Below are 12111 nucleotides of genomic sequence, written 5' to 3' on the forward strand. Positions count from 1 at the left end.
AAAGGACTGAGTCCAGTTCAATACCGAACTCAGTCTTTACCTAACTAATTTAAACTGTCCAATAAATTGGGGTCAGTTCATTATGCTGGGTGTTTTTGTCTCAGCTAAATATCTTTAAGCATAATTACAGCCATTTAGATGAATAAAACTACTGAAGGATCGTAAAACCATTGATTAACTATGCAATCTAATTTTAACTAGAAACTAAAACTTAAATAAAACCAAGTAATTAACGTAAAAATATTTTGGAAAAGCGTTGATTTAAATAATTCGGCATGATAGAAATATCATGTAACATTTAACCATCTTATATGAGGGTTCGGAGTATATCGTGCGGATGGTCTGTGCGATGAAAGAATAAATAATCATGACTAGCGCCAAAAGCGTCAAAGTTAAACGTTCTACCTATAAGTTATTCCTTTCTGCTATTTTATCCAGCGAACACTACTGGTGTGGCGCATTATAGAAACCTCTCATCTTAATTCCTGAGTTATCAGGAAACGACGTTGCCTTAACGTTCGGCTACTATTGCCGCCAGAAAGACTATCTACATATTCTCTATCTTCTGCGCAAGAAACGTTTTGGCGTATTTCGAATGTGTATGAGAGATGAAAAAATGATTTATTGGATATTTTTAGCATTAGCTATTGTTTGTGAAGTTATCGGTACTTTATCGATGAAGTACGCCAGTGTAAGCGGTGGTTACACCGGTATGATAGTGATGTGGTTAATGATTGCCACTTCCTATATCTTTTTAGCTATAGCCGTTAAAAAAGTGGCATTAGGTGTAGCATATGCACTGTGGGAAGGTATTGGAATTGTCATTATTACGACATTCAGCGTTCTGTGGTTTGGTGAATCACTCTCACCATTAAAATTGGGTGGTCTAGCGATGTTAATTGCAGGGATCACACTTATCAAATCAGGTACTAAAAAATCGGCTGTTGCTAAGAAAACAACCGATTCCGTAAAAAGTATTGCCGGTAAAGCCAAGCACGTTGCCAGTGCCGTAAAAGGAGCGAATAAGCCAATTCCTACCAATATCAAGGAGGCTTAATTATGTTAGCTCAATTTGAATGGTGGCATGGTGCGTTTCTAATACTTGCCGTAGTGCTTGAAATAGTCGCGAATATATTCTTAAAAATGTCTAATGGTTTTAGCCGAATGGGATTAGGAATATTATCACTATTTTGCGTATTAGGTGCCTTTAGTGCACTTGCAATGGCCGTCAAAGGGATAGAGCTTTCTGTTGCTTATGCACTTTGGGGAGCATTCGGAATTATTGCAACTATCGCCGCCGGTTGGATTTTATTTAATCAAAGACTTAATTATAAAGGATGGGGTGGAATTATATTATTACTGGTTGGTATGGTAATGATTAAATTTGCCTAAATCTTATTAACTTAATGAGTAATAAATTGATAAAGATAAAAATCTGATTATCACAGCAAAAGTAAGTTATATTAAAAAGCTGAGTTCTTTTGAATTCAGCTTTTTTTGTTTTTATACTATTCTCTTAAAGCTTAAATAAGGAGAGTACATGAAACGGATATTAGTCGCTGGCGCAACAGGTTATTTGGGACGATTTCTTGTACAAGCATTAAAAACACAAGGCTATTGGGTGCGTGTTTTAGTCAGAAACCACCCACAAGCAACACAGTTTACTGATGTTGATGATGTTTTTATTGGTGAAATAACAAAGCCTGAGCAATTAAAAAATAGCACAAAAGATATTGATTGCGTTATTTCTACAGTAGGGATCACTCGCCAAAAAGAGGGATTAACCTATATAGATGTTGATTATCAAGCCAATAAAAATCTTCTTGAAGAAGCAATAAAGTCACAAGTTAAACAGTTTATTTATATCTCTGCTATTGATGGTGATAAATATCGACAATTAAAAATTTTTGAAGCTAAAGAGCGTTTTGTTGATAAATTAAAACAATCTAATTTGTCGTACTGTGTTATTCGACCCAATGGTTACTTTAGTGATATGGGCGATTTTTTACAAATGGCGTCGTCTGGAAAAGTATATTTATTTGGCTCAGGAAAACAGCAAATAAACCCTATTTCTGGTAATGATCTAGCCCATTTTGTGGTGAAAATGATCGGAAATAATACAACAGAGATTTCTATTGGGGGACCTGATATTTTATCATTAAATCAGATAGCTGAACTTGCAGGTATTGCATTAAATAAAAAAATAAAGATTATTCACTTACCTGACGCATTAAGAAAAATAACCATTTTTACATTACGCCATTTTACTTCTCAAAAATTTTATGGACCTTTGGAGTTTTTCTTAACCTTTATGGGTGCGAGCCATATTGGTGAGGTTTATGGTGAGGAGCATTTATCAGACTACTATCTTGATTTAGCCAATAAACGAGATTCCAAAAATAAGCACCCATAAAATTGGGTGCTCAGTCTAGTGTCGTTATAGGGCTGCAATAATTTTAATTTCAACTTTATATTCTGGGTGCATTAATTGTGCTTGCACAGTACAACGCACTGGTGCGCTACCTTTGGCAACCCATGCATCCCATGCTTTATTCATACCTTCAAAATCGGCTTTATCAGCTAAAAAAATTGTTGCATCAAGAATTTTAGTTTTATCAGAACCTACACGTTGTAACAAAACGTCAATTGCCGCTAATGTGTCTGCTGTTTGTTCAATGATATCGCCTGCTAAATTTTCTGGCACTGCAGTGTAATAAATGGTGTCGTTATGAATTACGGCTTCAGACCAGCGATCTTCAGGGTCGATACGTTTAATTGTCATTATGAGTTCTCCTTTGTATTAACGGCATAGGTGGTACTTTGGGTTATCCACTGGCATAATTTACGTCTTATTTTATAAAAAGAGTATGCCTGTGTCAGACGATTTTGCAGAAAACGGGATTTTAACCCGAACGATCCCAGGATTTCATCCCCGTGAAGCTCAACGACAAATGGCGAAATCAATAGCGGAAGTTATTGATAAGCAGGGTGTGCTTATCGCTGAAGCGGGTACAGGTACAGGAAAAACCTATGCTTATCTTGTACCCGCGTTGCGTTCAGGTAAAAAGACTATTATCTCAACAGGCTCTAAAGCCTTGCAAGATCAGTTATATAGTCGAGATTTACCTACGATCATTGAAGCGATTAATTATGATGGTAATACGGCGCTATTAAAAGGGCGTTCTAACTATCTCTGTTTAGAACGACTCGATCAGCAAATGCTCAGTGGGGGTGATCTTGAAGCTGAAGTGTTGTCTGATGTCATGTATGTACGCCAATGGTCAACACAGACTGAAGATGGTGATGTTAGCCGTTGTCATAGTGTTGCGGAAGATAGCCGCGTTTGGCCTTTAGTGACAAGCACTAACGATAACTGTTTAGGAAGTGATTGCCCTCGCTATAAAGAGTGTTATGTCCTAAGTGCACGTAAAAAAGCCATGGATGCGGATATTGTGGTGGTTAATCACCATTTATTTATGGCGGATACTGTCGTTAAAGATACCGGTTTTGGTGAGCTAATTCCGGAAGCTGAAATTATGATCTTTGATGAAGCCCATCAAATTCCAGATATCGCTAGCCACTATTTTGGTCAACAACTTACTAGTAGACAGCTTTTTGATCTCGCTAGAGATATGACCGTGGCTTATCGCACAGAAGTCCGTGATCAAATTCAGTTGCAAAAAAGTGCTGATAGATTAACGCAAATGGTGATGGATTTTCGCTTAGCATTAGGTGAAACGGGGTATCGAGGAAATTTACGGGAGCTATTGCAAGGGGGGGAAACAAAACGGTTTCTGACCTTACTGGATGATGCTCTAGAGCTGAGTTATGACGTAATGAAACTTTCGTTAGGGCGAAGCCAATTACTTGATAGTGCTTTTGAGCGAGCCACCGTTTATCGCAATCGCTTAAAACGCCTGATCGACACCACAATTCCGGGTTATAGCTACTGGTTTGAAAGTTATGGTCGCCATTTCTTATTAGCGATTACGCCACTCTCCGTTGCGGATAAATTTCGCGAATTAATCAAATCACATAAAAGCAGTTGGGTGTTTACCTCGGCAACCCTTTCTGTGAATGAGCAGATGTCTTATTACACAGACCGTTTGGGGTTAGAAAATGCGACCACATTGATTTTAAACAGTCCGTTTGATTATCAACATCAGACGTTACTCTGTGTACCACGTTATTTGCCCCCATTAAATCAACCTTATACGGCAAAACGTTTAGCCACTATGCTCACGCCTGTTATTTTAAAAAACCAAGGTCGCTGTTTTTTCCTCTGTACTTCACATGCCATGATGCGGGGGCTTGCTGAAGAGTTTAAAGCCAGTTTGCCATTACCCGTATTGATGCAAGGTGAAATGAGTAAAACACAATTACTGCAAAAGTTTGTCTCATCAGGCAACGCGCTTTTAGTGGCGACCCAAAGTTTTTGGGAAGGTGTTGATGTACGTGGCGATACACTGTCTTGTGTGATTATTGATAAATTACCTTTTACAGCACCTGATGATCCTCTATTAAGGGCTCGTATTGAAGATTGTGAGTTGCGGGGCGGAGATGCCTTTAGAGATGTTCAAATTCCTGATGCTGTGATTAGCTTAAAACAAGGCGTTGGGCGATTAATTCGTGATGTGCATGATTATGGCGCTATTATAGTTTGTGATGATAGGTTGGTTTCTCGTGCATATGGCGAGGTTTTTTTGAGTAGTTTGCCACCCTCACCACGGACACGTTCACTCGAAAAAACAATGAAATTTTTGAGCCAACGCGCGCAGCAGAATGAAATACAAGAAATATCGGATTCATAATAGCGATCGCACAGAATGTGTGTTTATTCTGTTGAACACTATTATGATATTATTCTTCCTCTTTTAATTATCGAATTTGCCGGAGTTATGGCGTGTCACTGCGAATTTTAGCAATTGATACTGCAACAGAATCTTGTTCAGTTGCAGTTTGGAATGAAGGCGTTGTTGCTTCACGTTTTGAAATCTCACCTCGTGAACATACACAAAAGATTTTACCTATGGTGAAAAGCGCCTTAGAAGAAGCGAACATGACATTGCAATCATTAGATGCACTTGCTTTTGGACGAGGCCCTGGAAGTTTTACAGGCGTTCGCATTGGTGTGGGGGTTGCACAAGGTATTGCGTTAGGTGCCGAGTTACCCATGGTAGGTATTTCCTCACTTGCCACAATGGCTGAAGGTGTTTTTAGAACCACGGGTATTAAACAAGTTCTCGTGGCAATCGATGCGCGGATGGGTGAAATTTATTGCGCTCAATATCAGCGTAATGATGCAGGTGCTTGGGTGGGGGAAGACACTGAAGCGGTGATGAAACCTGAGCAATTTATTGAAGCATTACAGTCAACAACGGGAACATGGGCAATAGCGGGCACAGGCTGGCAAGCTTACCCTGATTTAAAAGAGGCGCTTCCTTTCACGGTTGTTGAAACGGAGATTACGCTTCCTGCTGCACAAGATATGTTACCTCTCGCTGTAACGGCTTGGCATGAAGGCAAAGCAACTCAAGTTGAAGACGCTGAGCCGGTGTATTTACGTAATGAAGTGACGTGGAAAAAACTGCCCGGTCGTGAATAAATTTATGAGTATCTATTAGAAGCCTAAGTGTAAAGCTAAGCTATAATATTATTATAGAGTAACGTTAATATTGACTTGCAATGAGGTGGTTTATGAACAGACAATTAAACTACCGTTTGGTAAGCAAAGCGCTATTTCTATCTGGCGCTTTGTTTCTGGCGGGATGCGTCTCTATACCTGATTCAATAAAAGGTACATCAGCAACGCCGGTGACTGATTTAAATGGCGTTTTTGTTGCTCCTGAGCTTTATATTGGCCAAGAAGGGCGTTTTGGTGGACGTGTGATTGATGTGAAAAATCTTCAATCATCAACACAGCTAGAAATTGCTGTTATGCCGCTTTCTCAATACGATGCCGCACCCGAATTGCGACAGCCTTCTATTGGGCGTCTCTATGCTAATGTTATGCATTTCTTAGATCCTATTGATTACAAAAATCAGTATGTCACCGTTGTTGGTACTATCAAAGGCGTTGAATTTGGCAAAGTGGGAGAAGCCACTTATCCATTTTTACGTATCGATGTGACAGGTATGAAACGTTGGACACTGACACAGCAAGTCATTATGCCAGCACCTGTTATGACATGGGGATATTATGGCGATGGTCCCTATTGGGGTTATCACCATGGATATGGCGGTTATGGTGGGTACCCGTATGGAACTGGTCAGGTTGTGCCCGTTTTAGAGTAAAAAATGGGTATTGGATTGCATGACGATATAATATTTTATCTCCATTCATGTGAAACGGTGTATAATCAATATCTATAATATATTAGGTAACTATCTAATAGAGTTATTAAAGTTGCATAAAAATAAAAGAGAGGGCGGTTTTGACCGCCTTCTTTTTTGTTAATCTAAAAATAAAATATTTAGTGACGCACTTCGCATCTTCACAATAGAAAATTGTTTGTGCTGGTAGGATGAGTTAATACTTTGTTAAAAATGAAACATAATATTAACCCGAGAAGTGCGATTAATCAGGAGTACTACTTTGGAAAAAGTCTGGCTTAAACGTTATCCGGCAGATGTTCCGGCTGAAATTGACCCGGACCGTTTTGCTTCTCTTGCTGAGATGCTTGAAAACGCTGTCGCAAATTACGCAGATCAACCCGCCTTTATCAATATGGGCGAGGTCATGACTTATCGCAAACTTGAAGAGCGTAGCCGTGCTTTTGCAGCATACCTGCAAAATGGCTTAGGGTTAAAAAAAGGTGACCGTGTTGCCTTAATGATGCCTAATTTATTGCAATATCCTATCGCGCTTTTCGGTATTCTTCGTGCAGGCATGGTTGTCGTAAACGTAAACCCACTTTACACACCAAGAGAACTTGAACATCAATTAAATGACAGTGGTGCAAGTGCCATTGTAATCGTCTCTAACTTTGCGCATACGCTCGAAAAAATCGTGTTTAATACCAGCATTAAACACGTTATTTTAACCCGAATGGGTGATCAACTATCTCGTCCTAAAGCAACATTAGTTGACTTTGTTGTTAAATATATCAAACGATTAGTGCCTAAATACAACTTGCCTGATGCAATTTCATTTCGTAGAGCAATGCATTTTGGCTATCGTATGCAATATATTAAGCCTGAAATTACGGGAAAAGATTTAGCCTTCCTACAATACACCGGGGGAACAACGGGAATTGCGAAAGGTGCGATGTTAACGCATCGCAATATGTTGGCAAATCTTGAGCAAGCCAAAGCCGCTTATGTACCGGCACTAAATGTAGGTAAAGAGCTGGTGGTTACCGCGTTACCGCTCTATCACGTTTTTGCTTTAACTGTAAATTGCCTGCTCTTTATTGAAATTGGTGGTAAAAATTTACTTATTACCAATCCGCGTGATGTGAAAGGGACAGTTAAAGAACTAGGACGTTACCCTGTCACTGCAATTACTGGCGTAAATACTTTATTTAATGCTTGGTTACACAATCCAGAATTCCGTCAGCTTGATTTCTCCAAACTAAACCTCTCTGTTGGCGGTGGTATGCCTGTACAAAGTAGTGTAGCTAAAGAGTGGGAAGCGTTAACCGGTAAGCATTTGTTAGAAGGTTATGGCTTAACTGAATGCTCTCCGTTAGTCACGGGTAACCCTTATAATCTGAAAAAATACAGTGGTAGCATTGGATTACCGGTGCCTTCAACCGACGTTAAGTTTATTGATGATGAAGGTAACGAAGTTGACCGCACGGTAGGCGGTGAAATGTGGGTTCGTGGTCCTCAGGTTATGAAAGGTTATTGGAACCGCCCTGATGCAACGGATGAAGTCTTACACGATGGTTGGGTTGCAACCGGTGATATTGCCACAATGGATGATGAAGGCTTTATTCGTATCATTGATCGCAAAAAAGATATGATCTTAGTTTCCGGTTTCAATGTATACCCTAATGAAGTGGAAGAGGTTGTCTCGGCGCATCCTAAGGTTTTAGAATCAGCGGCCATTGGTGTACCTAGCAAAAATTCGGGCGAAACGGTTAAAGTTTTCATTGTGAAGAAAGATCCATCATTAACAGAAGATGAGATAAAAACACACTGTCGTCGTTACCTAACAGGTTACAAGGTACCTAAAATTATTGAGTTTCGTGATGAATTACCAAAATCAAATGTTGGTAAAATTTTACGCAGAGAGTTAAGAAATGAAGAAAAAGAGTTGAAAACCTCAACTGAATCTTGATACAACACTCAATAACCTTTTTCAATTTCGCCGGTTTATACCGGCGTTTTTGTGATTACATAAAAAGTCATTAGACATAAAAACAAGAGAAACCTGTTTTGAATTATCATTTGATTACGACAGACACTGCACTAGATATCGCCTGTAAAGCCGCCTCAGAGGCTTCACAAATTGCTTTAGATACAGAGTTTGTCCGCATACGTACCTATTACCCACATCTTGGTTTGATCCAGATGTATGACGGTAAACAGATCTCTCTTATTGATCCGTTAGCAATTAAGGATTGGGCTCCTTTCGTTGAGCTATTAACAAACCCAGGCATTATGAAGTTTCTCCATGCTGGAAGTGAAGATCTCGAAGTCTTTTCTCACCAGTTTGGTTGTGTTCCAACACCGATGATTGACACTCAAGTGGTGGCTGCATTCCTAGGTCATCCCATCTCTTGTGGCTTTGCAACATTAGTTGAAAAATATGAAAATGTTGTGCTAGATAAAAGTGAATCTCGAACAGATTGGTTAGCGCGTCCTTTAACTGAAAAACAGTGCCAATATGCCAGCGGTGATGTTTTCTATTTGTTGCCTTTAGCTGAGAAATTAATTAAAGAAGCTGAAGAAGCCGGTTATATGGATGCTATTGCCGATGAATGTCAAATGATTGCAGAGCGTCGACAAGAAACGGTTGTACCAGCGCTTGCCTATCGTGATATTAGCAATGCATGGCAATTAAAAGGTCAACAGTTAGCATGTTTACAAATGCTTGCTCAGTGGCGTTTAAATCAAGCTAAATCTCGTGATATGGCATTAAACTTTGTTGTAAGAGAAGAACATTTATGGTCTGTTGCGCGTTATCTTCCTTCATCATTAGCAGAGCTCGATGCATTGTCGCTTTCAGGTCAAGAGATCCGTTGCCATGGTCGTCGTTTATTAGATTTTGTTGTTAAAGCTAAAGAAATTAAAGATGAAGATTGTCCAGAGCCTATTGGCAATTTAATCGAACAACCAAACTACAAAAAAGCATTTAAAGCGATTAAAGCGGTTATTCAAGATATTAGTGAAGATAAACGCTACAACCCTGAGCTGTTAGCGTCGAGAAGACAAATTAACCAATTATTGAGCATTCACTGGAAAATAAAAGAAGGGCAACCTGAATTGATTTCACGCTGGCGTAAAGCATTATTAGAAGAGAAAGTGACAGAAATTCTGGCGCAATATCCATAGCATTACTTATTGTTTATTTTCTCATCGCTAATACCCAAAATAAAATCGGATTTTTAGTTCGATAAATAAACAAAATAAAGAATGATGAATAGGAGTCTCTTTTGAGGCTCTTATTTTTTGCACACAAAAAACACCTAGAAAAGGTGAGGGCAATAAATAGGTGAAAATGTTATTAGTAAATATATCGATGTTATTACGAAATAACATACCCCCTTTGACTTATCACCAATGATTAAAATAGCAACGAGATATAGCGCTATTTGCGCATTCAGGTGTTTTCAATATGTATATAATTAAACACAGAGCCAATCAAATTAATTATAGTTCATGGCTGGCTCTGTGAATAATGGCTTATATAAAGCGTAAAATATGATTTACTTTGTCGGTTCTTCACTCTCAGGTAAAGTCACATTTAGCTCTAATACAGAGATATCATCGCCTTTTTGTTCAAATTGAACAGAAAGCATCTCTGGATCTATCTGCACATATTTACAGATGACACCTAATAAATCTCTTTTCATATCAGGTAAATAAGCTGGCTCGCTATCACCACGGCGACGTTCTGCTACGATAATTTGTAGACGCTCCTTGGCAATATTAGCTGTCGACTTTTTACGCGACAGGAAAAAATCTAGTAAAGCCATCTTTTACCCCCCAAAAAGGCGTTTCAGAAAGCCTTTTTTCTCTTCTTCAATAAAACGGAATGGATGTTCTTCACCTAACAAACGATTTACGGTATCTGAATAGGCCTTACCTGCATCAGATTCGCCATCTAAAATAACAGGTTCACCTTGGTTAGATGAACGTAAAACAGATTGATCTTCTGGAATAACACCCAATAGTGGAATGCATAGAATTTCAAGAACATCTTCCATACTTAACATGTCACCACGGTTAACACGACCAGGATTATAACGAGTTAATAACAGATGTTCTTTAATTGGATCTTCACCACGTTCAGCACGACGTGATTTGGAGGCAAGAATGCCTAAAATACGGTCGGAGTCACGTACAGATGATACTTCAGGGTTTGTTGTGATAATGGCTTCATCTGCGAAGTAAAGGGCCATTAATGCACCACTTTCAATGCCCGCAGGAGAATCACAAATGATAAAATCAAAACCCATCTCATCAAGTTCATCTAATACTTGTTCGACACCATCACGGGTGAGAGCGTCTTTATCTCTTGTTTGTGAAGCAGGGAGAATAAACAGATTTTCTGTACGCTTATCTTTAATCAACGCTTGATTTAAAGATGCATCGCCCTGAATAACATTAACAAAATCATAAACAACTCTACGTTCACAACCCATGATAAGGTCTAAATTACGTAACCCAATATCAAAGTCGATAACAACCGTCTTATGACCTTTTTGAGCGAGGCCGGTAGAAATGGCCGCGCTGGAAGTTGTTTTACCAACCCCACCTTTACCTGACGTAACAACAATAATGCGTGCCATGGAGTGATTCCTTGTCGATGCTCTAAATTAAGTTCTCGATTGTTAATTCATTCTCTTGCAGACTCAGTTGTACTGACTTACCAACAAAGTCTGTAGGAATTTGATCGCTTAGCCAATATTGACCAGCAATAGAAACAAGTTCAGCAGACAGATGTGTACAAAAAATATGGCTCTCTTTATCACCCGATGCGCCTGCCAGCACACGTCCACGTAACACACCGTAGACATGAACATTACCATCAGCAATTAATTCAGCGCCTGCACTCACATTACTAATAACGACTAAATCGCTATTTTGAGCATAAATGCGCTGACCTGAACGAACAGGAGTGTGGATGATTTTTGTTTTTTGACGAACAACTGCCGGTGCTTCATTCGTTTTATCGTTATTTGCCTGAGTGCTTGGCTTAACTATTTTACCTTCATTTAAGATAGGTAACTGTGCGGCAATTATCGCTTCTTTCTGTTGAGCGTTTGAACTACCACTAATTCCCACGACGCGTAAGCCAGCATCTTCTACAATTCGCCTCAGTTTTTTAAAATCAATATTTTCATCTGCTAAAGCAGAAACATTGATAACCACAGGTGCGTTTTTCAGAAATTGAGGCGCTTGTGCAATTTTTTCTGAAATAGCCTGACGAATAACTTTCGGTGTTCCATCGTTTAAATGGAGTACTGAAAGGGTAAAATTACTGCCTTTTAACTCAATGGGCGTGTTTGACATCTATCTGACTCAGTAAATTTTTTATAATCTGGCACAAAAAACCAGAGACGATATTACGAAAGTATATAAGCATGTTATATTTACTAAAATATTCAGGCAAGTCGCTTATTTTAATAATTAGAGTTTAATGAAAATGATTTGTGCAATTTACCGTAGTACCAAACGTGATCAAACTTATTTATACATCGAAAAAAAGGATGATTTCTCTCGAATTCCGGACGAATTATTACAAAGTTTTGGCGAACCGCAGTTTTCAATGTTGCTTAATCTCGCGGATAGACAGCGTTTAGCGCATGCTGACATTGAAAAAGTCAAAAAAGCCTTAGTTGAGCAGGGTTTTTACTTACAAGTTCCACCACCTGTCGAAAGTATGTTAAATACTTATTTAGATGAATTAAAAAAATCAGAAAAAACTGAATAAATCAT

The 12111-nt window shown here is 38.9% G+C and carries 13 protein-coding genes; 9 read left to right on the forward strand and 4 right to left on the reverse strand.

Going from position 1 to position 12111, the window contains the following annotated elements:
• Positions 1 to 616: 616 nt before the first annotated feature.
• The 3 genes from mdtJ to DK865_RS09040 all read left to right on the forward strand — a co-directional run bounded on the left by mdtJ (position 617) and on the right by DK865_RS09040 (position 2413).
• Complete coding sequence (gene mdtJ, locus DK865_RS09030; RefSeq protein WP_036913477.1) at positions 617 to 1057, forward strand: multidrug/spermidine efflux SMR transporter subunit MdtJ; 441 nt, start codon at positions 617 to 619, stop codon at positions 1055 to 1057.
• 2 nt (positions 1058 to 1059) lie between these two features.
• Positions 1060 to 1392, forward strand: a complete 333-nt coding sequence (gene mdtI, locus DK865_RS09035; RefSeq protein ID WP_023582084.1) for a multidrug/spermidine efflux SMR transporter subunit MdtI — start codon at positions 1060 to 1062, stop codon at positions 1390 to 1392.
• Between the two features lie 148 nt (positions 1393 to 1540).
• Complete coding sequence (locus tag DK865_RS09040) at positions 1541 to 2413, forward strand: SDR family oxidoreductase (RefSeq protein ID WP_109391711.1); 873 nt, start codon at positions 1541 to 1543, stop codon at positions 2411 to 2413.
• A 24-nt stretch (positions 2414 to 2437) separates the two neighbouring features.
• Here the strand turns inward: DK865_RS09040 and DK865_RS09045 are convergent, their stop codons facing one another.
• A complete protein-coding gene (locus DK865_RS09045; protein WP_109391712.1) occupies positions 2438 to 2782 on the reverse strand; it encodes a RidA family protein in 345 nt (114 codons plus the stop codon).
• Positions 2783 to 2867: 85 nt separating this feature from the next.
• Here DK865_RS09045 and DK865_RS09050 point away from each other — a divergent pair, with 85 nt between their 5' ends.
• The 5 genes from DK865_RS09050 to rnd all read left to right on the forward strand — a co-directional run bounded on the left by DK865_RS09050 (position 2868) and on the right by rnd (position 9501).
• Entirely contained in the window at positions 2868 to 4811 is a 1944-nt protein-coding gene (locus DK865_RS09050) for an ATP-dependent DNA helicase (RefSeq protein ID WP_023582087.1), read from the forward strand.
• A 92-nt stretch (positions 4812 to 4903) separates the two neighbouring features.
• Positions 4904 to 5605, forward strand: coding sequence for a tRNA (adenosine(37)-N6)-threonylcarbamoyltransferase complex dimerization subunit type 1 TsaB (gene tsaB / locus DK865_RS09055; protein ID WP_109391713.1), 702 nt, complete (start codon positions 4904 to 4906; stop codon positions 5603 to 5605).
• Between the two features lie 92 nt (positions 5606 to 5697).
• Complete coding sequence (locus DK865_RS09060) at positions 5698 to 6294, forward strand: Slp family lipoprotein (protein ID WP_023582088.1); 597 nt, start codon at positions 5698 to 5700, stop codon at positions 6292 to 6294.
• Between the two features lie 301 nt (positions 6295 to 6595).
• On the forward strand, positions 6596 to 8284 hold the full coding sequence (fadD, locus tag DK865_RS09065; protein WP_036912957.1) for a long-chain-fatty-acid--CoA ligase FadD: 1689 nt from the start codon (positions 6596 to 6598) through the stop codon (positions 8282 to 8284).
• A 98-nt stretch (positions 8285 to 8382) separates the two neighbouring features.
• Positions 8383 to 9501: a ribonuclease D gene (gene rnd / locus DK865_RS09070; RefSeq protein WP_036912960.1), complete on the forward strand. Its 1119-nt coding sequence runs from the start codon at positions 8383 to 8385 to the stop codon at positions 9499 to 9501.
• A 374-nt stretch (positions 9502 to 9875) separates the two neighbouring features.
• Here the strand turns inward: rnd and minE are convergent, their stop codons facing one another.
• The 3 genes from minE to minC are packed head-to-tail and all read right to left on the reverse strand — an operon-like array spanning position 9876 to position 11685.
• Entirely contained in the window at positions 9876 to 10145 is a 270-nt protein-coding gene (gene minE / locus DK865_RS09075) for a cell division topological specificity factor MinE (protein WP_023582089.1), read from the reverse strand.
• 3 nt (positions 10146 to 10148) lie between these two features.
• Positions 10149 to 10961 (reverse strand): septum site-determining protein MinD, encoded by an 813-nt coding sequence (gene minD, locus DK865_RS09080; RefSeq protein WP_023582090.1) that lies wholly within the window; start codon positions 10959 to 10961, stop codon positions 10149 to 10151.
• 22 nt (positions 10962 to 10983) lie between these two features.
• Entirely contained in the window at positions 10984 to 11685 is a 702-nt protein-coding gene (gene minC / locus DK865_RS09085; protein WP_023582091.1) for a septum site-determining protein MinC, read from the reverse strand.
• Positions 11686 to 11818: 133 nt separating this feature from the next.
• Here minC and DK865_RS09090 point away from each other — a divergent pair, with 133 nt between their 5' ends.
• Complete coding sequence (locus tag DK865_RS09090) at positions 11819 to 12106, forward strand: YcgL domain-containing protein (protein ID WP_036913482.1); 288 nt, start codon at positions 11819 to 11821, stop codon at positions 12104 to 12106.
• Positions 12107 to 12111 lie beyond the last annotated feature (5 nt).

The sequence above is a fragment of the Proteus cibi genome (genome assembly GCF_003144405.1).
GTDB lineage: Bacteria > Pseudomonadota > Gammaproteobacteria > Enterobacterales > Enterobacteriaceae > Proteus > Proteus cibi.